Raw genomic sequence first — 21,519 nt, 5'->3', positions numbered from 1 at the left:
GGATTTATTACGTTAAATCGTAGGAAAAAACCTACAAGATAGCTTCTCCAAAAGCAAGCCTTTTTCTAAAAAAAGTTGAGTGATATTGATCTTTTTATAAAAATAGGATATTTCATCTACAATTTATTCTTTGGTTGGCGACGTTTTCCAATATTTTTTTGATCTTTATGACGTAGTTTAGCTTTTTTCTGTTGTTCATTTTTTTTCTTATCATCGCGTATTTTTTTGAGACGAGCTTTTTGCTTTTTACTCACTTTTTTTACTTCACCGTCTTTCGGTGCTTTGGTACGCGGTTCTAAGCCTTCAATAATCCGAGGTTTAAGCAATTCCTCAGTATAACGCTTAATTTTGCCGAGCAATTTATAATCGTGAGCCTCAACAAAAGAAACCGCAATGCCTTTTTTACCAGCACGCGCAGTGCGTCCAATACGGTGTAAATAAGTGTCTGCGCTGTAAGGCAAATCCATATTCATCACGTGGCTGATGTCATCAATATCAATCCCACGTGCCGCCACATCGGTGGCAACTAGCACGGTTACCACACCGTTTTTGAGTTTATCAATGGCATTATTGCGTTGCGTTTGTGCCATTTCCCCTTCTAAATAGGTACTGCGAATGCCACGTTTACGCAAAGTGTCGGAAAGCTCTCGCACGGTTTCACGGCGACGAACGAAAATAATGCCCTTACTCACCTTTTCCTGCTCAATAAAACGAGCAAGCAATTTCACTTTATGCTCATCGCTGTCTGCGTGATAGTACCATTGTTGGATTTTTTTACGCTCACGGCGACTTGGCTCCGCATCAATTTGCACAGGGTCATTGAGTAATCGCCCTGCAAAATCCATTAGCAGTTCCCCTTCCAATGTGGCAGAAAACAGCAAGGTCTGTTTACGCCAGCGCGTTTCGGCAGCAATTTTTTCCGCATCTTGTCCAAAGCCCATTTGCAACATTCTATCCGCTTCGTCAAAAATCAGAATTTCTACCGCGCGACAATCAAAATTTTCTTCTTGGATATATTGCAGCAAACGCCCCGGTGTGGCGACCACCAAATCTTGGTTGCTGTTAAACACTTCGCCGTGGTTTTGATACGCCACACCGCCTGTGATGGTGGTAATATCAAGGTTAGTAAATTGTGCTAATTGCTCCGCTTGCTCTGCCACTTGCATCGCCAACTCTCGAGTTGGGGTGAGAACTAACACCCTTGGCGTACCAGGTTTACGGCGTGGATTATCCAGCAAATGTTGCAAGGCGGGCAATAAGAAAGCAGCGGTTTTCCCCGTACCCGTTGGGGCTGAACCTAGCACATCTCGCTCCGCCATTGCCGCTGGAATGCTTTCCAACTGAATGGCGGTGGGGCGTTGGTAGCCTTTTTTCGCTAAGGCTTTTAATAATTCTGGGGCGAGATCCAATTCTTCAAATTGTGCTAAGTTCATATTTATTGTTACTATTAGGAAAAAATTAGTGCAGATTATACCGCACTTTAGGGGCAAAGTGCGGTCAATTTTTGGGAAGTTTATGGCAAAGAAAAATCAAGGTTTTCGCTTTAAGCAGTTTCAGGTTAATCATCATCGCTGTGCGATGAAAGTGGGAACAGATGGCATTTTGCTTGGCGCTTGGGCAGATATTCAAGGGGCAAAAAACCTTTTGGATCTCGGCACAGGCACGGGGTTAATTGCGTTAATGTTGGCACAACGCACGGCGCAAAATTGCCATATTAGTGCGGTGGAACTTGATAATGCTGCGGCAGAACAGGCGCAGGAAAATATTCAGGCTTCCCCTTGGGCTGAGAAAATCTCGCTATATCAAATGGATATAGCAAAATTCGCACAAAATCCACCGCACTTCTTTGATTTAATTGTGGCTAATCCGCCCTATTTTGAACCTGCGCAAGCTTGCAAAAATGCACAACGTGATCTTGCCCGCTACACCCTTGAACAAAGCCATAATGACTGGCTCAATGTGGCAGCACAATGCTTAAATGAACAGGGTAAAATCCAATTTGTGTTGCCTTATGAGGCGGGAAAAATCTTGCAAAAAAGCACCGCACTTTATTGCACGGAGCAATGCGATGTCATAACCAAAATTGGCAAGCCAGCACAACGAATATTACTCACTTTTCGTAAACTAGCTGAACCTATGCAATATTCACAACTGATTATTTATGACGAAAATAATCAATACCACCCTGATTTTGTGGCATTGACGAAAGAATTTTATCTGAAGTTTTGAATAAAAAAACCTAGCACAAACGTGCTAGGTTGGTGAGATTACTCCGCAAATTCGTCCAACATATCTAAGGTTGGGACGAAGAAAAGTGTGCCTGTGCGGGTGCGGCTGAAATCAAGCAAGCGGTCGTAGTTGCCTGCTGGATTGCCGATAAACATATTGTTTAGCATTGCTTGCACGGTACTGAAGGTGTTGGCATAGGCAATGAAATAAGTTCCCACTTCGCCGTTAGCAGAAAAGGGCATATTGTCGCGAATGACTTTGCGATCATCGCCCACGTTAGCTAATGCGCTGTGGCTGTTAGCTGGTTTGGTGTCATCGTCCATTTCAATGTCATCTGCTTTAGAGCGACCGAACACTTTTTCTTGCTCGCTTAATGACAGCGCACGCCACGCTTGCATATCGTGAACATATTTTTGTACGAATAAATAGCTACCGCCTTGGTAAGCAGGGTCTTCTTCCCCTACGGTGCCGAATAAGATGCGGTCTTCTGGATCGTGTGGGTTTTCTGTGCCGTCCACAAAGCCAAGAATACTGCGTCCGTCCCAATAGCGGAAGCCTTGAATATCCACCACGCATTTCGCCACATCGTGTAATACATCGGTGATATTTTGTGCAATATCAAAGCAGTAGCTTGGTTGATCACAACGAATATGGAAATGCAAATCGCCACGGGTTGCCACGGCGGTATATTTTGCACCTTTAATTGGTTCAAAAGGGGCAAGCTCTTTTGGCAACGGCTGTGGTAAATCAAGGCGTAACCACGCATCGTGTCCAATGCCCATTACTACGCTGGCTTTGGCATCAGGAAAACGGGTTTTCGCTGAATTATTAAGATTGCCAATTAATCCGCAAAGTTGTTGGAAAGCGGGTTTTACGTCGATATTATCGTGAAAATTCCACACCATAAAAATGGTGTTTTTGTTTGGTTCATCAAGAACATTTTGTAAAGCAGCCATAATATTTCCTTTCTATTTGTTGAGAGTGTGTTTATTTGTTATCTATAAGTTTTGATTTTATAAGAAAATTATAAATACCATCTTCCTCTATACGATCGGTAATGTGAGAGGCGACCTTTTTCAATGAGGTATGTCCATTTCCCATTGCAACGCCAACACCTACTGAATTTAACATTTCTATATCGTTAAGACCATCACCAAAAGCCATAACATTTTCCATTGTTAAACCTAAGTGATGAATAATTGCTTTAATTCCTCTGGCTTTTGAGCCTTCAGAATCAAAAATATCTACGGAGTTAGGATGCCAGCGTACAGTTTTTAAATTATCTAAGATATGTGCATTCTTAATAAGGTTATCTTGAGTATTAGAATAGAATGCTAAAATTTGGAAGACTTCATTGTTTTTAAAATAATCTTTTTCTACGTGATAATTCGTTGTAATGGGATCGAGAGCTTCTTTTAACTCAGATGTAATGTCTGATACACAAATTTTATTATTCGATACAAAAGCATAAACAATGTTATTTTTTTCAAGAAAATGCGTTAAATTTTGTATTTTTGCTGTAGAAATGGGATGTTTTTCAATGAGTTGATTTTGATATTCGACATATTGCCCATTCATTGTAATAAAGGTATTAAGGTTTTCTAACTTTATAAGTTTATTAATTTTTTCTGGGAAACTACAGCGGGCTCTTCCTGTTGCTATACCAACTAATATATTGTTTTCTCGGAGTTTTTTTATCGCAAGTTGGGTGCTTTCGGGAAGATAATTCGTATTTTTTGAAAATAGCGTTTCGTCAATATCAAAAAATACGGCTTTTATCTGTTGTTGATAGTTTGGGATAGACATTTAATTGCCTCGCATTCATATTCTTATGTTATAAAAAGTTAAATAATTTCTTGTATAGATTAATTGAATTTACTATGAGCTAAGCTATCTTCATTTTTCCAGTTTATCATACCTGACTATCTACTACAGCCACAATGTTTTTATGATGAGAGAATCAAAGCCTCTCTGAATGGTTTTTTATACTTTTAGATATGGCTTAAAGTAAAATAGGCAAGCAATTAGCTCACCTACGTTCCAATTTAGTAATTAAACGATAAAAGGTTTTTATTTAACGAGAAATATCTAAACAAGGCTGAATTTTATTTAGCATTTCTTTCACTAAACGTGCAGGAGCGGCGACCACGTTGCCTGAAGTTAAATAGCTGTGTCCGCCTTCAAAATCAGTGACTAAACAACCTGCTTCGCGGGCGATAAGATCACCTGCTGCAATATCCCAAGCTTTCACGCCCATTTCAAAGTAGCCATCAACACGGTTGGCTGCCACATAGCACATATCTAACGCTGCTGAACCTGTGCGGCGGAAATCAGCGACACCCCCTTCACTCACTAAGGTGTTCATAATAGCAAATTGGGTTGGCATTGCGGTTGTTTTTTTGAATGGGAAACCAGTGGCTAAGATTATGCCTTGTAATTCACGCTTGATGTTTTCTGCACGCAGGCGAAGCTCGTTAATTTTCGCACCCTGTCCGCGTGATGCGGTGAACAGTTCGTTGCGGATAGGATCATACACCACGCCCACTTCTGTTCTGCCTTTCACACGAACGGCAATAGACACAGCAAAGTGCGGTAACCCTTTCACGAAGTTTGTCGTACCATCTAGTGGATCAATCACCCATTGTACATCACTATCTTTGCCCTCTAATGCCCCACTTTCTTCGGTAATAATCGTATGGTCGGGGTAGGCTTTTCTAATCACATCGATAATCGCCGCTTCTGAGGCTTTATCAATATTGGTAACAAAATCATTGGTACTTTTTGCGACAGTTTGAATATCATCACGGCGTTCATAACCTTTAGCAATAATATTGCCCGCTTTTCGTGCCGCACGAATAGCGATATTTAACATTGGATTCATATTTCCACCAGATTTTAAAGAACATCATTTAAGGTCACGAATTATAGTGATTTTTTAAGCAAAAAGCGAGAAAAACCCAGTTAGGCGTGAAAAATTTTCCTATTTCTGACCGCACTTTGTGGGTATTGTGCTAGAATACCCACAATTTGTAGTCAGATAATGCAGAATCAAAATGTTAGAAAATATTCGCATTGTGCTAGTAGAAACCTCTCATAGTGGCAATATTGGATCAGCGGCGCGCGCAATGAAAACAATGGGATTAAACCAGCTTTATCTCGTTGAGCCAAAACAAGGGGTTGATGAGCAAGCCATTGCATTAGCAGCGGGGGCTGATGATGTGGTGAGAAATGCAGTTATCGTGCCAACCTTTGATCAAGCTGTGGCAGATTGTGAATTTGTTATTGGGACAAGCGCTCGCCTGCGCCATTTGCAAAGCACCTTACTTGAACCCCGTGCTTGTGCAGAAAAAGCGGTCGCCTTTGCGAAACAGCATAAAGTCGCTATCGTGTTCGGGCGCGAACGTATTGGGCTAACCAATGAAGAATTGCTGAAATGTCGTTATCATTTAACCATTCCTGCCAATCCTGATTATTCTTCGCTGAATTTAGCAATGGCAGTGCAATTAATAAGCTATGAATTGCGAATGGCGTGGTTAGAAAAAAATAAAAAGGAAGGAAATAAAAAAGACGTGGATTTTTCTCTTTCATCAATAGAAACCACCTATCCAACGGCGCAGGAATTAGAATACTTTTTTGCCCATACGGAACGCCTTTATCAACAGCTAGGTTTCATTCAAAATCAAGGTGTTATGCAAAAATTAAGACGTTTATATCTGCGCGCTGAAGTGGAAAAAAATGAATTAAATATCCTACGCGGAATGTTAAGTGCGGTGGAAAAAAGCGGAAATTTCAATAGGGAATAGTTGACTAATTTAGAAGGTTATGTAAGATAACCGCCTAATTGCTAGAAGGAAGTAGAAGATGAAATTAACGTCAAAAGGTCGTTATGCTGTAACTGCGATTTTAGATATTGCATTAAATACTGAAAATGGCCCTGTTAGCTTGGCTGATATTTCAGAAAGACAGCATATTTCCCTTTCTTATTTAGAACAATTATTCGCAAAATTACGCCGCCACGGTTTAGTGAAAAGTGTGCGTGGCCCTGGTGGGGGGTATCAGCTTGGGCAGCCAAGCGATAAAATTTCCATTGGAATGATCATCGCTGCGGTGAATGAAAATATCACCGTAACCCGTTGCTTAGGACAAGGGGATTGCAAAGGCGGGCAGCAATGTTTAACCCATTCTTTATGGGACGAACTCAGCCAGCGAATTGAAAATTTTTTAAATGAAATTACTTTGGCGGAACTGGTGGAAAAACATCATCAGGAAAAGCCTCAGCACCGTCATCATAAAGATTTTGACAATTTAGTGATGCTAAACGAAAACGCTTAGTGTTTTATCATCAAAATCTTTTACCTTAAAAATAAAGCTCTTAGCTTTAATAAAGTGAAGCCCTTAGCTTTAATAAATAAAGTGCGGTGCAAAATAATAGATTTTTTTAGGAGTGTAGAATGAAATTACCTATTTATTTGGATTATGCGGCAACTTGCCCTGTGGACGAACGTGTTGCCAAAAAAATGATGGAGTTTTTAACCATCGAAGGCACCTTCGGGAACCCAGCTTCCCGTTCTCATAAATTTGGCTGGCAAGCAGAAGAAGCCGTTGATGTGGCGCGTAATCACATTGCCGATTTAATCGGTGCGGATAGCCGTGAAATCGTGTTTACGTCAGGCGCAACAGAAGCGGACAACCTTGCCATTAAAGGGGCTGCGCATTTTTATCAAAGCAAAGGCAAACACATTATCACCTGCAAAACAGAACACAAAGCGGTGCTAGATACTTGCCGTCAATTAGAACGTGAAGGCTTTGAAGTTACCTACTTAACACCGAAATCAGACGGTTTAATCGACTTAGAAGAATTAAAAAATGCGATGCGTGATGACACCATTTTAGTGTCCATTATGCACGTTAACAATGAAATTGGGGTGATCCAAGATATTAAAGCCATTGGCGATCTTTGCCGTGAGCGCAAAATTATTTTCCACACCGATGCAACACAAAGCGTGGGTAAATTGCCGATTAATTTGGCGGAATTGAACGTGGACTTAATGTCGATGTCAAGCCACAAACTTTACGGGCCAAAGGGGATTGGTGCACTATACGTACGCCGTAAACCGCGCGTTCGTTTAGAAGCGATCATTCACGGCGGTGGCCACGAACGTGGTATGCGTTCAGGTACATTGCCTGTTCACCAAATCGTGGGTATGGGCGAGGCTTATCGCATTTGTAAAGAAGAAATGGCAACCGAAATGCCACGCTTAAAAGCATTGCGTGATCGTTTATACAACGGCTTAAAAGACATCGAAGAAACCTATGTGAATGGTTCAATGGAACACCGTGTGGACAACAACCTAAACATCAGCTTCAACTATGTGGAAGGTGAAAGTCTAATGATGGCATTGCGTGATATTGCCGTTTCATCAGGTTCAGCTTGTACTTCAGCCAGCCTTGAGCCGTCTTATGTGTTGCGTGCTTTAGGATTAAACGATGAGCTTGCACACAGCTCAATCCGCTTTACTGTGGGACGTTACACCACCGAAGAAGAAATTGACTACACCATCAATCTGGTGAAAGGTGCGGTGGAAAAATTAAGAGAATTATCCCCATTATGGGATATGTTCAAAGAAGGCATTGATCTTAACTCAATTGAGTGGACTCACCATTAATTTAGCAAAAGGAACAGAAAAATGGCATATAGCGACAAAGTAATCGATCATTATGAAAACCCGCGTAACGTAGGTTCATTCGACAAAAAAGATCCAACCGTGGGAAGTGGAATGGTGGGCGCGCCGGCTTGTGGCGATGTAATGCAGTTACAAATCAAAGTGAATGATGACGGCATCATTGAAGATGCGAAATTCAAAACGTACGGCTGCGGTTCAGCCATTGCTTCAAGCTCATTGATCACTGAGTGGGTGAAAGGCAAATCTCTTGATGAAGCTCAAGCCATCAAAAATAGCCAAATTGCGGAAGAATTAGAACTTCCACCAGTAAAAGTGCATTGCTCCATTTTGGCAGAAGATGCCATTAAAGCAGCTATCGCTGATTACAAAGCAAAACGCGGCGAATAATTTAAGCAAATAAAAGTGCGGTGAAATTTAACCGCACTTTTCATCATTTTGTGGAGAACCTTATGAGCGTAACATTAACCGAAAGTGCAGCAAATCGCGTCAAAACCTTCCTTGCTAACCGTGGCAAAGGCATTGGGTTACGCTTAGGCATTAAAACCTCAGGCTGTTCAGGCTTGGCTTATGTGCTTGAATTTGTGGATACCTTAAACGAAGACGATCAAGTTTTTGAAGATCACGGTGTGAAAGTAATCGTGGATACCAAAAGCTTGGTGTATCTCAACGGCACACAACTGGATTTTGTCAAAGAAGGCTTAAACGAAGGGTTCAAATTCACCAATCCTAACGTGAAAGATGAATGTGGCTGCGGCGAAAGTTTTAACGTTTAATAGGAACACCAATGAACAATCCTTTTGCATTGTTTGATTTGCCAGTGGCATTTTCACTTGATCTTGATCTCTTGAATAACCGTTATTTGGCATTGCAAAAATCCCTGCATCCCGATAATTTTGCACATCGTTCAACGCAAGAACAGCGTTTAGCAATGCAAAAATCGGCAGAAGTGAATGATGCCTTGCAAATATTAAAAGATCCCATTGCCCGTGCTGATAGCATTATTGCCTTGCATTTAGGCAGCCAAAATGTGGAAGAAAAAACCAATCACGATATGGCATTTCTAATGCAACAAATGCAATGGCGAGAGCAACTTGAAGACATCGAGCAAGCCCAAAACACCACCGAGCTTGAAGCCTTTCGCGATGAGATCGAACAACATCAGCGTGAAATTCTGGCTCAATTAAGCACCGCACTTTCCGATCAAAATTGGGAACAGGCACAACAGCTCACCGATCGACTGCGTTTTATCAAAAAATTATTGCTTGAACTGGAACGCATTGAAGATAACTTAATGGATTTTTAAAGAGAAAGAGAATGGCCTTATTACAAATAATGGAAGAATGGCAAAAACAACTTCAAAAGATCGAGCTTGACATCGAGGAAAACATCGAACAAGCCCAGAACGCTGATGAACTTGACCTTTTTCCCAATGAGCTTGGGGATTTGAGATACGAGATTGAACAACATCAGCTTAAAATTAAGGGGCAATTAAGAATCGCACGTTCCAAACAAAATTGGGAACAGGCACAACAGCTCGACGATCAACTGCGTTTTATCAAAAAATTATTGCTTGAAGCAGATCGTCTTGGAGATAGCTTACTTGATGTGCATATAGAGAAAGAGAGATAGAATGGCGTTATTACAAATTGCTGAGCCGGGGCAAAGTGCCGCACCGCACCAACATAAATTAGCCGTAGGAATTGATCTTGGCACGACCAATTCACTGGTTGCCACCGTACGAAGCGGAATGGCAGAAATTTTGCTTGATGAAAAAGAGCGTGCTTTAACCCCTTCTATCGTGCATTTTCCCGCCAATCAGCCTGTTATCGTGGGTTATGAAGCGGGGGAACTTGCCAGCCTTGATCCACAAAATACTATTATTTCGGTGAAACGTTTGATCGGGCGATCCTTAACGGATGTGCAACATCGCTATCCGAATTTGCCCTATCGCTTTCAGCAAAGTGAAAACGGCTTACCCGTGTTTGAAACCGCACAGGGGTTACGTAGTCCCATTGAAATTTCAAGCGAAATTCTGAAAAAATTGACCGCACTTGCAGAAAAACGCCTAGGTGGCGAATTGCAAGGGGCGGTGATCACCGTGCCAGCCTATTTTGATGACGCACAACGCCAAAGTACCAAAGATGCGGCAACCCTCGCGGGCTTAAAAGTGTTGCGTTTACTCAACGAACCTACCGCCGCTGCCATTGCTTATGGCTTGGATAGCGAACAAGAGGGCGTGATCGCGGTGTATGATTTGGGCGGCGGCACGTTCGATATTTCCATTTTGCGTTTATCCAAAGGTGTGTTTGAAGTGTTGGCAACAGGCGGCGATACCGCACTGGGTGGTGATGATTTCGATCATTTGATTGCCGATTGGATCGTGGCTCAGTCTGGCATTAGCCCACAAAACGATCAGCAAACTCGCGAGCTTTGGCAGTTAGCAAAACAGGCGAAAACCCGTTTATCTGATGAGCCAAGCACGGCTATTCAATATCAAAATTGGCAAGGGGAACTCAGTCGCGATGAATTTAATCAGCTGATTGAGCCGTTGCTCAAACGCTCTTTAATGGCGTGTCGCCGTGCCTTAAAAGATGCAGGCATTAGCCCGCAAGAGGTGCGAGAAGTGGTGATGGTTGGCGGCTCAACCCGTGTGCCGTTTGTGCGTGAGAAAGTGGGAGAATTTTTCCAACGTGAGCCATTAACCTCTATCGATCCCGATAAAGTGGTGGCACTGGGGGCAGCAATTCAAGCGGATATTTTAGTCGGCAACAAGCCAGATAGCGAAATGTTGCTACTTGATGTAATTCCGCTCTCTTTAGGCATTGAAACAATGGGCGGTTTGGTGGAAAAAATCATTCCACGCAACACCACCATTCCTGTGGCAAGAGCACAAGAATTTACCACCTTTAAAGACGGTCAAACCGCAATGAGCGTGCATATCGTACAAGGGGAGCGTGAAATGGTGGCAGATTGTCGTTCGCTCGCTCGTTTCACCTTGCGAGGCATTCCCCCAATGGCAGCAGGGGCAGCACATATTCGCGTTACCTATCAAGTGGACGCGGACGGTCTGCTTAGCGTTACCGCAATGGAAAAATCTACGGGCGTACAATCGTCTATTCAGGTGAAGCCGTCCTATGGTTTAAGCGATGAAGAAATCGCCGCAATGCTAAAAGCCTCAATGGAAAATGCCAAAGAAGATATTCAGGCTCGCTTGCTTGCGGAACAACGTGTTGAAGCCTCGCGTGTGATTGAAAGCGTGCAATCCGCCTTGCAACAAGATGAAAATCTGCTGAATGACGAAGAATTAAGTGCGGTGAAAAATGCGTTAATTTCTTTGCAAACATTAGTACAACAACAAGATAGCCTTGCCATTAAACAAGGCATTAAAGCTTTGGATCGTGCCACGCAAGAATTTGCGGCACGCCGTATGGATAAATCAATTAGAACCGCTCTGTCTGGGCATTCTATTGATGAAATTGAGAATTTTAAGGAATAGTGATTATGGCTAAAGTCATTTTTTTACCTCACGAAACCCTTTGTCCGGAAGGAATGGTGGTGGACGCTGCCGAAGGGGATAATTTATTAGATGTGGCATTAGATGCCGGCATTGAAATTGAACACGCTTGCGACAAGTCTTGTGCTTGTACCACCTGCCACGTTGTGATCCGCGAAGGTTTTGATAGTTTAAATGAAAGCACCGAAGCCGAAGACGATATGCTAGACAAGGCTTGGGGCTTAGAAGTGGACAGCCGTTTAAGCTGCCAATGCCAAATTGGTAATGAAGATTTGGTGGTGGAAATTCCAAAATACAGTTTAAACCACGCCAGAGAAGAGCATTAAGCGAGAACAAAAGCAAAAACTGATTAAGGTTTTCTAACTGGGGCGGAGTAAAATCCGCCTATCTATTTTATGGCGAAATATGTCGTGATTTGTTTAAGATCAAATCGCTATAACTCATAAAGATTTAGTTTTTGCCTTTTTAGTAATGAGCTTAGATAATAGTCAGCATTGCCCTGACCTTGAATAGAAGGAAAAATATGAAAATCCAACAAACCATTAAGCAAAACCATCTTGGGCTGTTATTCCAACAAGGCTCATTTGGGATTGAAAAAGAGAGCCAGCGTGTACACGCAGACGGTTCTATCGTAACCACTGAACACCCTAAGGTTTTTGGCAATCGATCGTATCACCCTTATATTCAAACGGATTTTGCTGAAAGCCAAGTAGAAATGATCACCCCGCCACAGCATAAATTGGAAGATAGCTTGCGTTGGCTTTCTGCCATTCATCAAGTGGTGCTGCGTTCTATTCCAGAAGATGAATATTTGTTCCCACTCAGTATGCCAGCAGGCTTGCCGCCAGAAGATCAAATTCAAGTGGCGCAATTAGACAATGCCGAAGATGTGGCTTACCGCGAGCATTTAGTGAAATCTTATGGCAAAAATAAGCAAATGGTGAGTGGGATTCATTACAACTTCCAGCTTGATCCTGAACTAGTACAAACCCTTTTCAAAGCGCAGTCAGAATATCAAAGTGCGGTGCAATTTCAGAATGATTTATATCTCAAAATGGCGAAGAATTTCCTTCGTTATCAATGGGTTCTGCTCTATCTACTAGCAGCTACGCCAACGGTGCAAGATAATTATTTCAAACAAGGCAACCCATTAAAAGCGGGGCAATATGTGCGAAGCCTGCGTTCGAGCCAATATGGCTATGTGAATGCTCCTGAAATCAAAGTGTCTTTCGACAGCATTGAGCAATATGTAGAAAGTCTTGAGCATTGGGTAAACAGCGGAAAGCTGATCGCCGAAAAAGAGTTTTATTCCAATGTGCGTTTGCGTGGTGCGAAAAAAGCTCGCGAATTGCTCAACAACGGTATTCAATATTTAGAGTTTCGCTTGTTCGATCTTAACCCGTTCGATCAATACGGTATCACCCTCAGCGATGCGAAATTTATCCATTACTTCGTTTTATTAATGATTTGGCTTGATGAAACCGTGGATCAAAATGGTGTGGAACTCGGTAAAGCCAGATTGGCTGAAGTGGCATTAGAAAATCCGCTTGCCCCAACCCAATATCGCCAAGAGGGAGAAGCCCTGCTTCATCAACTGCTTGCAATGTTGGAAGAAATTCACGCACCGCAAGAAATCAGTGAAATCGTGCAACAAAAATTACAACAGTTTGCCGATCCAGCTTTAACCCTTGGCGGACGTTTAGTGCAAGCCATTGAAAAAGCAGGTGATTATCAAAAACTTGGGGCAGCCCTTGCGCAACAATATAAAGCCAATGCTTTTGAGCGTTTTTATGCATTGGAAGCCTTTGATAATATGGAATTATCCACCCAAGCGTTATTGTTTGATTTGATCCAAAAAGGCATCAAAACAGAAATTTTGGACGAGCAGGATCAGTTCCTTTGCTTGCAAGTGGGCGATCATATTGAATATGTGAAAAACGGAAATATGACCTCAAAAGACAGCTACATTTCACCATTAATTATGGAAAACAAAGTGGTCACCAAAAAAGTGTTGCATAAAGCAGGCTTTAACGTGCCACAAAGTTTGGAATTTACCTCCGCCGAACAAGCCATTGCGAATTACGGCTTATTTGAAGGGTGCGCCGTAGTGATTAAGCCAAAATCCACCAATTACGGTTTAGGTATCACTATTTTCCAACAAGGTGTTAGCAACCGTGAAGATTTTGCGAAAGCCATTGAAATTGCCTTCCGCGAAGATAAAGAAGTGATGGTGGAAGATTACCTAAGCGGCACGGAATATCGTTTCTTCGTGCTAGGTGATGAAACCCTTGCCGTGCTATTACGCGTGCCAGCCAATGTGGTGGGCGATGGCAAACACAGCGTGGCAGAATTGGTCGCGGCGAAAAACGATCACCCATTGCGTGGCGATGGCAGTCGTACACCATTGAAAAAAATTGCTCTTGGCGATATTGAAAAACTGCAACTCAAAGAGCAAGGCTTAACGGTGGATAGTATTCCTGAAGCAGGGCGCATTGTGCAGTTACGCGCAAATTCAAATATCAGCACAGGCGGTGATAGCATTGATATGACCGATGAAATGCACCCAAGCTATAAAGCCCTCGCGGTGGGCATCACCAAAGCAATGGGGGCTGCAGTGTGTGGCGTAGATCTCATCATTCCAGATCTCCACAAACCTGCCGAACCAAGCTTGCAATCTTGGGGCGTAATTGAAGCCAATTTTAATCCAATGATGATGATGCACATTTTCCCTTATTCAGGAAAATCACGCCGTTTGACGCTCAATGTGATAAAAATGCTCTTCCCTGAGCTACCGCATTAATACTTCAAGTGCGGTCATTTTTTCCTTAGTTTTTATGGGCTTAATCATTGCATTAAGCCCATTTATAATCGTTTAACAAAATATAGCTAAATTGATTTCACTTTCATACAAGGCTACGAACCTTGCCATACCATTTATACTATCTGCAGCTCAAAGCCTTGTCTTGTTTTGAACTTAACCGACTATATTTGTTTGGATTTTTCTGTGGCATATTGCTGTAAAGCCGATAATTCTTTTTTCGCTTTCTTCGAGAGCACCTTATTGTCTTGCAGAATTTGATCAGAACGGAGAAGGATAAAAGTGAGATACTCAGGGTTCTGATTTTGCTCAAATTGTGATTTAGCGAAATACATTTCCGCAAAATCTTTATTAATTTGTGAAAGTAATAATTTTTGCCCTACCAATATCATCAGAGCGATCACAAGGGCAATCACCGTGCCATATCCTTTCGTTGGGTAATAGGCAATACCGCCAATAATAAAAAGTGCGGTAATTAATTTGGAGCTATTTTTTAAGTACCCTTCACTTTCGGGATCTTTGATCAGATCTTTAAACTTCATTAAATATTCCTTCTTTTTGCTCTCTTGCCAACTGATAATAAAAAAGCGGTTTATTCACTAAACCGCCCGATAAATTAAGCTAAGATACCAAAATAATATCCTACGATGCCAACACCGAATAAGGCAAAAATAATGTACATTGCGTTCACTTTTTTCTGTAATAAGTACATACACAAGAAAGTTAAGCCCAATGCGGCAAGCCCCGGGAGCAATTCATTTAACACACTTTGCACGGTAGTTACCACTTCCTGCCCTTGTGCATTAACATAACGCGATAATTCAAGCGGAATATTGATGGTTGTCCATTTTGATACCAGCACCCCCATTACAAATAACCCCAAAATAGAGGTCCCTTGGGTGAGTTTTTGTAAGCGACCGCCGCCCATATCTTGCACAATTTCCGTTCCTTTCGCATAACCATAATGGAAACCATACCAACGGGTTAAGGCACGGAAAATGTTAATACCGATAAAGAATAACAATGGCCCTAATAGGCTTCCGCTAATGGCTAAACCTGCCCCTAAGGCGGCGAGAACAGGGCGTAATGTTCCCCAGAAAATCGGATCACCCACACCAGCTAATGGCCCCATTAGCCCCACTTTTACCCCACTGATTGCCGCATCATCAATATCTGTCGCACCATTAGCACGCTCTTGTTCCATTGCCGCTGTAACGCCAATAATTGACGAGGCAACCCAAGGCTGGGTATTAAAAAATTCAAGGTGGCGTTTTAACGCATCGGCTTGATCTTCTTTTTTACTGTATAAACGCTTAATGGCGGGGATCATTGATACACAAAAGCCCATCGCTTGCATACGTTCAAAGTTAAATGAACCCAATAAAAATGTCGAACGCCAGTAAGTGCTACGAATATCGGCTTTCGTTAATTGTTTTTTCTCTGACATAATCAATTCCTTCTCTTATAGACCTTCAAGTTCATCATCGGCAAGTTCTTTTTTCGCACTTGCAGCAGGCAGGGTTGCCTGATTAAAACGTGGGTTTAATTGTATATAAATTAATGCTAAGCAGGCCCCTAATAACCCTAAACCAACAAGGTTATAGTTAGAGAATGAGGCAATCACGAAGCCCACGAAGAAGAACGGCATTAATGCACCAGCACGCATCATATTAATCACCATTGCATAGCCCACAACCACGATGAAGCCTCCTGCAATTTGTAAGCCACGGGTTACCACTTCAGGGATCGCATTTAAGGCTGTGGTTACAGTATCTGTGCCTGCCACTAATGCCACGAAGAAAGTTGGAATAGCCACCCTTAACGCTTGTAAGGCTAAGCCTGAAAAATGGCACAATTCAATACCTCTGAAATTCGCCTGTTTAGCAAAATCATCGGCTTTATGTTGTAAGAAAATCGTGAGGGTTCGCACAAAAATGGTTAGCACCTGCCCTGCCGCTGCCACAGGAATAGCGATCGCAATCGCTGTGCCTTTATCTTGCCCACCTTTGATCACCAAAATAGCTGCGATCACCGAGGCTAAGGCTGCATCAGGCGCCATTGCTGCCCCAACGTTCATCCAGCCAAGAGCAAGCATTTCAAGCGTACCGCCAATAATAACGCCAGAAGTAATATCGCCTAGCACCAAGCCGATCAAAGTGCAAGCCACTAATGGACGGTGTGTTTGTCTTTCATCTAACACGCTTCCCATACCACAAATTGCGGCAACAAGGGTTACGAGGATAATTTCCATAGTCGTCATAAATAAGTCCTCTTAATTAAAATTTTAATGCGTCAAGTTTTTGTTTGGTTAATGGCTCTTTCGGGCTGCTTGCTACTTGTTGCAAGCTCAGATCAACCCCTAAATCTAATAATTTGCGGAAGGCTTCCACATCTTGTTGGTTCACGGTAACCGCTTGTGAAAGCTGTTGATTGCCTTCTTTATAAGTCATACCGCCCACATTCACTTTATCCACTTTTACGCCCCCTTCAATTAGGCGAACAATATCTGTTGGATTGGTTACCAGCCACAGAATATTTTTCCCTGCATATTTTGGATTGTGATAAACCTTAATGGCTTTTTCTACGGGGATCGCATAGGATTTCAAATGTTCTGGTGCAACTTGCAAAAGCAAATCACGGCGAATAGGATCTTCTGCTACTTCATCACTCACTGCAAAAATCGCCTCGCACTTCACCGCTTTTGCCCAAGAGGTCGCCACCTGACCGTGAATTAAACGGCTATCAATACGTAGCAATGAAATATTCATATTTCCCGAAAGTGCGGTGCTTTTTTCTGAGTTTTTTGGTGTTTCTGAAGTGGTAGCCTGAACGGGTGCAGCCTGTTTTGTTGTGCTTTTCTCAGGCTGGAACGAACGCACTGCCGCCACGCCCACTTCTTTTGCCGTACTTACCAATTCATCAAGCGAAACGGAATCTTTAGCATCCAACACCTCAAGTAACATTGGTAAATTCACCCCTGTTACAATATCCGTATTTTCTCCACGCATTGTGGCAACACGGCTTGCCGCGTTATAAGGGCTGCCACCAAATAAATCCACCAAAAATAAAACAGGTTCATTCTCTGGTAATTGGGCAATAATCGCCTGATATTTCTCAACTAAATGCTCACCACCCTCACCCGGTAAAAAGGTTACAACGTGGGTATTTTCATCTTCGCCGTAAACCATTGCCGCTGAATTTACCAGTTCTTCTGAAAATTTACCGTGCGTTGCAACAATAATATGGGTCATATAACCTCCAAATTTATTTGAAAAAACGTTTCAGCAAAATAACTAAAGCAATGCAATCGATTGCAATGCTAAGAAAGTGTAATCCTAATTTTTTGTAGATTAAACGTCTTTTTGCTGAAAATATGATCTGTATCATAAAAAGAAACAAAGGAAATTAGCTGGGATTTTTCGAACCTTTACTTTTCACGGTGGGATTCTTAGAATGAAAAATACAAATGGGCTAGCTAAAGGCGTAAATCGAATGGCATATAAAATGGTTTTCTCAGATATGGACGGTACATTACTCAATAGCCAACATCAAATTACCCCTGCAACGGTGCAGTCCATACAACGCATTATGAAAAAGGGCATTCCTTTTATTCCTGTTTCCGCTCGCCCTCCTTACGCCATTTTGCCTTATATGGAACAACTTCATAATAAAAATGAAATTGTCTGCTATAGCGGGGCATTAATTTTAGACAAAAATCTCACCGCACTTTATTCCATCACCTTAGAAAATACGCTTTTGCCTCAACTGGCGCAGATCTTAGCTCACTACCCTACGCTTTCAGTGAGCTATTATTCTCATCTTGATTGGTTTACCACAGATTTAGACAGTCATTGGATTAAGCAAGAAAGTGAAATCACAGGGCTAACAGCGAAAGAAAAACCGCAATATTTAAGCAATGTACACAAAATTTTATTAATGGGAGAAGCGACACAGATTGAGCAAATTGAACCTTTGCTCAAACGACAATTTCCACAGCTTTCTATCCACCGTTCCAAAAAAGAATATTTAGAAATAATGAATAAAGCCGCGACCAAAGCCAATGCCATTCAATTTATGGCACAGCGAGCAGCCGTAGATAAAGCAGACATTATTGCTTTTGGTGATAATTTTAATGATCTTGATATGTTGGAATATGTGGGCTTAGGCATTGCAATGGGAAATTCGCCAGAGGAAATTAAACGCATTGCTAAACAAATCACTGTAAGTAATAACAAAGATGGAATCGCTTTTTCCTTAAATAAACTTTTTTAAATGCTAAGCAATAGCTATTAGTTCAATGTTGCTATACTAGCTTTTTTTCCATTAACGATGTATAAAAATATAATAAAAAACCTATGTAATAAGGACGGTATTATGCCAACACTAAGTGTCGCGATGATTGTTAAAAATGAGAGCCAATATTTAGCTCAATGTTTAGACAGCGTGAAAGATTGGGTTGATGAAATTGTTATTTTGGATTCGGGCAGTACCGATAATACAAAAGAAATCGCTTTGCAATATGGGGCAAAATTTTATCAACATACCGATTGGCAAGGCTTCGGCAAACAACGCCAACTTGCCCAGCAATATGTTACGTCTGATTATGTGTTATGGCTAGACGCTGATGAGCGGGTAACCGATGAGTTACGGGAAAATATTCAGCAAGCGGTGGCAAACAATTTGCCTAATGTAGTGTATGATATTCCACGCATTAGTGAAGTGTTCGGACGTTTAATTCGTCGTTCAGGCTGGTATCCCGATTATGTCGTACGCCTCTACTCAACCCAATATGCGGGCTACAATGATGCCTTAGTTCACGAAAAAGTGGTGTATCCAGCTAATACAAAAGTAGAAAAATTGTCGGGTAACTTGTTGCATTATCCTTATAAAAATTTACATCATTACTTGGTGAAATCGGCTAACTATGCACAAGCTTGGGCAGAACAACGGCAAAGACAAGGAAAAAAAGCCTCGCTGTTACAAGGTGTTACCCACGCCATAGGCTGTTTTGTCAAAATGTACTTGGTAAAAGCGGGCTTCTTAGACGGCAAACAAGGATTTCTGTTGGCGGTGTTGTCGGCTCATTCCACCTTTGTCAAATATGCGGATTTGTGGATCAGAACAAAGTAAAAATAAATAAAGTGCGGTATAAAAAACACCGATTTTTCTGACCGCACTTTACTTGAGCTTAACGCCACTGTTCGCGAATAAAATCTTGAATTTGCGGGAAGATTTGTGCGATTTGAATAGTCGTAAGCGTTTTCTCTTCATTTTGTGGACAAAATGCCAAATGGCGTGCGGGGTCGTTAATCGGCTGCCAGCGTAACGGTGTTGCGGAGCGGTGGCTCGGGTAAAAGCCAATGGTTGGCACATTCAATGCACCGCAAATATGCAGTGGGCCAGTTGAACCCGCAATAAAGAGATCCGCACAAGCTAAAGAGGCGGTGAAATCTGCTAAACCCTCATTTTTATCATAAATCACCACGCGTTCATTATTGACAAGCTGGGCGAGTTGCTGAGCTTTTTCGCTTTCATTTGGCCCCGCCGTCAAAATAATATCCGCCTGAAATTGTTGCAACAATGCGGTGATCAACTCGGCATATTGGGCTAAAGAGAGATTATTGGCGGAGCCACCTGTACCACTATGTACAAAAATCCACTTTTTATTTTCTGCGATGCCTAGCTGGGTTTTCAATTTGTTTTTTTGGGCTAGCAAGGTTTCTTGCGGAAAGGTTAAATAAGGCGGTTGAGGCTCAATAATCTGCCACTGCTGATCGCGTAAAAACGCACGGGCTAAATCCAAATTATATTCAAATTCAGGTTTCAAGGAACGAGAACGGCGTTGGGTTAGGCGATGATTATAGGCGATTTGAGCGAATTTAGTGGCTGGGGCAAGGCGGTATTTGATACCACTTAGCCACACTAATTTTGCATTATGCCAATTTGAGAAGAAGCTAATCACGCCATCAAAATGTTGGGCTTTGATCGCTTGTAAAACCTGCTTAAACTGGGCTTTACTTTTTTTATCTTGCACATCAATGATGATCTCATCAATATCAGGGCAAAGCTGTGCCATTGGTACGGTATATTGTGGAACCAGTGCGGTTATGTGGAGTTGTGGATTAGCTTTTTTTAATAATGCTAATGCGGGGAAAATCAGGACGAAATCGCCTAATTTATCATTGCGAATAACGAGTAATTTTTGCATAGTAATTCTGTGGCTGTGCTGAAAAATACGAATGGGGCATTGTAACAAAGAAGTGCGTGGGTTGTCGCGAATTTATCCGCCTTTCGTGTAAAAGTGCGGTGATATTTTCTTGCATTTTTTGCAAATAAGAGTACAATCCACAGGCTTTTTGTCTATATAAACAGAGAAAAAAGTAAGCATTCCCACTCCTTCGATGTGGGTTTTCTTTTCGTAATTATTAATTAGAGGAAGGTTATGGTAACCATTCGTTTATCTCGTGGCGGTTCTAAAAAACGCCCATTTTACCAAATTGTAGTTGCTGACAGCCGTTGCCCACGCGATGGTCGTTTTATTGAGCGTGTTGGCTTTTTCAACCCATTAGCCGCTGGTAAAGCTGAGCGTCTTCGTATCGATCTTGAGCGTGTTAATGCTTGGGTTGAAAAAGGGGCGAGCTTATCTGATCGCGTAACTTCTTTGGTAAAAGAAGCGAAAAAAGCTGCATAATTGCAGATTTTGAGATTTATAGGTGAATAAAATGACACAACAAAGAATCGAAGTGGTTGGCAAATTAGGCTCGACATATGGCATTCGCGGTTGGTTACGCATTTATTCATCAACAGAACAAGCGGAAAGCATTTTTGATTATCAGCCTTGGTTTTTAAAAATCAAAGGCCAATGGCAGCCAACAGAATTAGAAAGTTGGAAACATCATAATCACGAACTTATTGTTAAATTAAAAGGCATTAATGATCGTGAAATCGCACAAACCCTAACTAATGTTGAAATTGGAGTGGATTTAGCGGTTTTCCCAGAACTTAAAGAGGGCGACTATTACTGGCACGATTTAATCGGCTGCCAAGTGGTGAATCTGCAAGGTTACAATATGGGAACGGTGGCTGAAATGATGGAAACTGGCTCAAATGATGTATTAGTTGTACGAGCAAGTCAAAAAGATGCTTTTGGAAAACAAGAACGGTTAATTCCGTTTTTGTATGAACAAGTAGTTAAAAGAGTAGATCTCACCACCAAGACTATTGAAGTGGATTGGGACGCTGGTTTCTAAACTCAGGCATACAGTAAGCTTTAG

The 21,519-nt window shown here is 41.9% G+C and carries 24 protein-coding genes; 15 read left to right on the top strand and 9 right to left on the bottom strand.

Annotated elements, in window-relative coordinates:
• Positions 1–116: 116 nt before the first annotated feature.
• Complete coding sequence (srmB, locus tag HBL79_RS09560; RefSeq protein WP_035686218.1) at positions 117–1,433, bottom strand: ATP-dependent RNA helicase SrmB; 1,317 nt, start codon at positions 1,431–1,433, stop codon at positions 117–119.
• Between the two features lie 82 nt (positions 1,434–1,515).
• On the opposite strand from srmB, the gene HBL79_RS09555 reads away from it, so the two are divergent.
• Entirely contained in the window at positions 1,516–2,229 is a 714-nt protein-coding gene (locus tag HBL79_RS09555) for a tRNA1(Val) (adenine(37)-N6)-methyltransferase (RefSeq protein WP_035686215.1), read from the top strand.
• A 38-nt stretch (positions 2,230–2,267) separates the two neighbouring features.
• Here HBL79_RS09555 and HBL79_RS09550 read toward each other — a convergent pair whose 3' ends face one another.
• From HBL79_RS09550 to suhB, 3 genes are all read right to left on the bottom strand, one after another.
• Positions 2,268–3,185, bottom strand: a complete 918-nt coding sequence (locus HBL79_RS09550; protein WP_035686213.1) for a Dyp-type peroxidase — start codon at positions 3,183–3,185, stop codon at positions 2,268–2,270.
• Between the two features lie 31 nt (positions 3,186–3,216).
• Positions 3,217–4,035, bottom strand: a complete 819-nt coding sequence (locus tag HBL79_RS09545) for a Cof-type HAD-IIB family hydrolase (protein WP_035686210.1) — start codon at positions 4,033–4,035, stop codon at positions 3,217–3,219.
• Between the two features lie 268 nt (positions 4,036–4,303).
• Positions 4,304–5,110, bottom strand: coding sequence for an inositol-1-monophosphatase (suhB, locus tag HBL79_RS09540; protein ID WP_035686207.1), 807 nt, complete (start codon positions 5,108–5,110; stop codon positions 4,304–4,306).
• A gap of 172 nt (positions 5,111–5,282) precedes the next feature.
• On the opposite strand from suhB, the gene trmJ reads away from it, so the two are divergent.
• From trmJ to gshAB, 10 genes are all read left to right on the top strand, one after another.
• Positions 5,283–6,032 carry a tRNA (cytosine(32)/uridine(32)-2'-O)-methyltransferase TrmJ gene (gene trmJ / locus HBL79_RS09535; RefSeq protein WP_035686204.1) on the top strand — a complete coding sequence of 250 codons (750 nt, stop codon included), beginning with the start codon at positions 5,283–5,285 and terminating at the stop codon, positions 6,030–6,032.
• Between the two features lie 58 nt (positions 6,033–6,090).
• Complete coding sequence (gene iscR, locus HBL79_RS09530) at positions 6,091–6,561, top strand: Fe-S cluster assembly transcriptional regulator IscR (RefSeq protein ID WP_035686202.1); 471 nt, start codon at positions 6,091–6,093, stop codon at positions 6,559–6,561.
• Positions 6,562–6,680: 119 nt separating this feature from the next.
• Positions 6,681–7,895, top strand: a complete 1,215-nt coding sequence (locus HBL79_RS09525; protein WP_035686199.1) for an IscS subfamily cysteine desulfurase — start codon at positions 6,681–6,683, stop codon at positions 7,893–7,895.
• 21 nt (positions 7,896–7,916) lie between these two features.
• Positions 7,917–8,300 carry a Fe-S cluster assembly scaffold IscU gene (gene iscU, locus HBL79_RS09520; RefSeq protein ID WP_035686196.1) on the top strand — a complete coding sequence of 128 codons (384 nt, stop codon included), beginning with the start codon at positions 7,917–7,919 and terminating at the stop codon, positions 8,298–8,300.
• 62 nt (positions 8,301–8,362) lie between these two features.
• Positions 8,363–8,686, top strand: coding sequence for an iron-sulfur cluster assembly protein IscA (iscA, locus tag HBL79_RS09515; RefSeq protein WP_035686194.1), 324 nt, complete (start codon positions 8,363–8,365; stop codon positions 8,684–8,686).
• 11 nt (positions 8,687–8,697) lie between these two features.
• Positions 8,698–9,216: a Fe-S protein assembly co-chaperone HscB gene (hscB, locus tag HBL79_RS09510; RefSeq protein ID WP_035686191.1), complete on the top strand. Its 519-nt coding sequence runs from the start codon at positions 8,698–8,700 to the stop codon at positions 9,214–9,216.
• A gap of 11 nt (positions 9,217–9,227) precedes the next feature.
• A complete protein-coding gene (locus tag HBL79_RS09505) occupies positions 9,228–9,542 on the top strand; it encodes an iron-sulfur cluster co-chaperone HscB C-terminal domain-containing protein (protein WP_035686188.1) in 315 nt (104 codons plus the stop codon).
• A 1-nt stretch (position 9,543) separates the two neighbouring features.
• Positions 9,544–11,409: a Fe-S protein assembly chaperone HscA gene (gene hscA, locus HBL79_RS09500; RefSeq protein ID WP_035686185.1), complete on the top strand. Its 1,866-nt coding sequence runs from the start codon at positions 9,544–9,546 to the stop codon at positions 11,407–11,409.
• A gap of 5 nt (positions 11,410–11,414) precedes the next feature.
• Positions 11,415–11,753 (top strand): ISC system 2Fe-2S type ferredoxin, encoded by a 339-nt coding sequence (gene fdx / locus HBL79_RS09495; RefSeq protein ID WP_035686183.1) that lies wholly within the window; start codon positions 11,415–11,417, stop codon positions 11,751–11,753.
• A gap of 197 nt (positions 11,754–11,950) precedes the next feature.
• Positions 11,951–14,227: a bifunctional glutamate--cysteine ligase GshA/glutathione synthetase GshB gene (gshAB, locus tag HBL79_RS09490; protein ID WP_035686181.1), complete on the top strand. Its 2,277-nt coding sequence runs from the start codon at positions 11,951–11,953 to the stop codon at positions 14,225–14,227.
• Between the two features lie 182 nt (positions 14,228–14,409).
• On the opposite strand, the gene HBL79_RS09485 is transcribed toward gshAB, so the two are convergent.
• From HBL79_RS09485 to HBL79_RS09470, 4 genes are all read right to left on the bottom strand, one after another.
• A complete protein-coding gene (locus HBL79_RS09485) occupies positions 14,410–14,787 on the bottom strand; it encodes a hypothetical protein (RefSeq protein ID WP_035686179.1) in 378 nt (125 codons plus the stop codon).
• 74 nt (positions 14,788–14,861) lie between these two features.
• Positions 14,862–15,692 (bottom strand): PTS mannose transporter subunit IID, encoded by an 831-nt coding sequence (manZ, locus tag HBL79_RS09480; RefSeq protein ID WP_035686177.1) that lies wholly within the window; start codon positions 15,690–15,692, stop codon positions 14,862–14,864.
• A gap of 15 nt (positions 15,693–15,707) precedes the next feature.
• Positions 15,708–16,505, bottom strand: coding sequence for a PTS mannose/fructose/sorbose transporter subunit IIC (locus tag HBL79_RS09475; protein ID WP_035686175.1), 798 nt, complete (start codon positions 16,503–16,505; stop codon positions 15,708–15,710).
• Between the two features lie 16 nt (positions 16,506–16,521).
• Positions 16,522–17,496 carry a mannose/fructose/sorbose PTS transporter subunit IIB gene (locus HBL79_RS09470; protein ID WP_035686173.1) on the bottom strand — a complete coding sequence of 325 codons (975 nt, stop codon included), beginning with the start codon at positions 17,494–17,496 and terminating at the stop codon, positions 16,522–16,524.
• 202 nt (positions 17,497–17,698) lie between these two features.
• Between HBL79_RS09470 and HBL79_RS09465 the strand changes: the two genes are divergently transcribed.
• Complete coding sequence (locus HBL79_RS09465) at positions 17,699–18,517, top strand: Cof-type HAD-IIB family hydrolase (protein WP_035686170.1); 819 nt, start codon at positions 17,699–17,701, stop codon at positions 18,515–18,517.
• 102 nt (positions 18,518–18,619) lie between these two features.
• Positions 18,620–19,375, top strand: a complete 756-nt coding sequence (locus HBL79_RS09460) for a glycosyltransferase family 2 protein (RefSeq protein WP_035686167.1) — start codon at positions 18,620–18,622, stop codon at positions 19,373–19,375.
• Between the two features lie 58 nt (positions 19,376–19,433).
• Here the strand turns inward: HBL79_RS09460 and HBL79_RS09455 are convergent, their stop codons facing one another.
• Positions 19,434–20,453: a glycosyltransferase family 9 protein gene (locus HBL79_RS09455; protein WP_035686164.1), complete on the bottom strand. Its 1,020-nt coding sequence runs from the start codon at positions 20,451–20,453 to the stop codon at positions 19,434–19,436.
• 234 nt (positions 20,454–20,687) lie between these two features.
• On the opposite strand from HBL79_RS09455, the gene rpsP reads away from it, so the two are divergent.
• Positions 20,688–20,936: a 30S ribosomal protein S16 gene (gene rpsP / locus HBL79_RS09450; RefSeq protein ID WP_017805167.1), complete on the top strand. Its 249-nt coding sequence runs from the start codon at positions 20,688–20,690 to the stop codon at positions 20,934–20,936.
• Between the two features lie 31 nt (positions 20,937–20,967).
• On the top strand, positions 20,968–21,495 hold the full coding sequence (gene rimM, locus HBL79_RS09445) for a ribosome maturation factor RimM (protein WP_035686161.1): 528 nt from the start codon (positions 20,968–20,970) through the stop codon (positions 21,493–21,495).
• Positions 21,496–21,519: the final 24 nt, after the last annotated feature.

Source organism: Avibacterium paragallinarum (genome assembly GCF_011765605.1).
GTDB lineage: Bacteria > Pseudomonadota > Gammaproteobacteria > Enterobacterales > Pasteurellaceae > Avibacterium > Avibacterium paragallinarum.
This window is presented reverse-complemented; position numbering and strand designations above follow the sequence as displayed.

Bases quoted from the DNA above. Each gene is read 5' to 3' on its own strand.
- iscU (WP_035686196.1), top strand. From the start codon at position 7,917: ATGGCATATAGCGACAAAGTAATCGATCATTATGAAAACCCGCGTAAC.
- suhB (WP_035686207.1), bottom strand. From the start codon at position 5,110: ATGAATCCAATGTTAAATATCGCTATTCGTGCGGCACGAAAAGCGGGC.
- HBL79_RS09505 (WP_035686188.1), top strand. From the start codon at position 9,228: ATGGCCTTATTACAAATAATGGAAGAATGGCAAAAACAACTTCAAAAG.
- HBL79_RS09525 (WP_035686199.1), top strand. From the start codon at position 6,681: ATGAAATTACCTATTTATTTGGATTATGCGGCAACTTGCCCTGTGGAC.
- manZ (WP_035686177.1), bottom strand. From the start codon at position 15,692: ATGTCAGAGAAAAAACAATTAACGAAAGCCGATATTCGTAGCACTTAC.
- HBL79_RS09455 (WP_035686164.1), bottom strand. From the start codon at position 20,453: ATGCAAAAATTACTCGTTATTCGCAATGATAAATTAGGCGATTTCGTC.
- iscR (WP_035686202.1), top strand. From the start codon at position 6,091: ATGAAATTAACGTCAAAAGGTCGTTATGCTGTAACTGCGATTTTAGAT.
- rpsP (WP_017805167.1), top strand. From the start codon at position 20,688: ATGGTAACCATTCGTTTATCTCGTGGCGGTTCTAAAAAACGCCCATTT.
- HBL79_RS09460 (WP_035686167.1), top strand. From the start codon at position 18,620: ATGCCAACACTAAGTGTCGCGATGATTGTTAAAAATGAGAGCCAATAT.
- HBL79_RS09550 (WP_035686213.1), bottom strand. From the start codon at position 3,185: ATGGCTGCTTTACAAAATGTTCTTGATGAACCAAACAAAAACACCATT.
- HBL79_RS09470 (WP_035686173.1), bottom strand. From the start codon at position 17,496: ATGACCCATATTATTGTTGCAACGCACGGTAAATTTTCAGAAGAACTG.
- HBL79_RS09545 (WP_035686210.1), bottom strand. From the start codon at position 4,035: ATGTCTATCCCAAACTATCAACAACAGATAAAAGCCGTATTTTTTGAT.
- srmB (WP_035686218.1), bottom strand. From the start codon at position 1,433: ATGAACTTAGCACAATTTGAAGAATTGGATCTCGCCCCAGAATTATTA.
- fdx (WP_035686183.1), top strand. From the start codon at position 11,415: ATGGCTAAAGTCATTTTTTTACCTCACGAAACCCTTTGTCCGGAAGGA.
- trmJ (WP_035686204.1), top strand. From the start codon at position 5,283: ATGTTAGAAAATATTCGCATTGTGCTAGTAGAAACCTCTCATAGTGGC.
- gshAB (WP_035686181.1), top strand. From the start codon at position 11,951: ATGAAAATCCAACAAACCATTAAGCAAAACCATCTTGGGCTGTTATTC.
- iscA (WP_035686194.1), top strand. From the start codon at position 8,363: ATGAGCGTAACATTAACCGAAAGTGCAGCAAATCGCGTCAAAACCTTC.
- rimM (WP_035686161.1), top strand. From the start codon at position 20,968: ATGACACAACAAAGAATCGAAGTGGTTGGCAAATTAGGCTCGACATAT.
- HBL79_RS09555 (WP_035686215.1), top strand. From the start codon at position 1,516: ATGGCAAAGAAAAATCAAGGTTTTCGCTTTAAGCAGTTTCAGGTTAAT.
- HBL79_RS09485 (WP_035686179.1), bottom strand. From the start codon at position 14,787: ATGAAGTTTAAAGATCTGATCAAAGATCCCGAAAGTGAAGGGTACTTA.
- HBL79_RS09465 (WP_035686170.1), top strand. From the start codon at position 17,699: ATGAAAAATACAAATGGGCTAGCTAAAGGCGTAAATCGAATGGCATAT.
- HBL79_RS09475 (WP_035686175.1), bottom strand. From the start codon at position 16,505: ATGACGACTATGGAAATTATCCTCGTAACCCTTGTTGCCGCAATTTGT.
- hscA (WP_035686185.1), top strand. From the start codon at position 9,544: ATGGCGTTATTACAAATTGCTGAGCCGGGGCAAAGTGCCGCACCGCAC.
- hscB (WP_035686191.1), top strand. From the start codon at position 8,698: ATGAACAATCCTTTTGCATTGTTTGATTTGCCAGTGGCATTTTCACTT.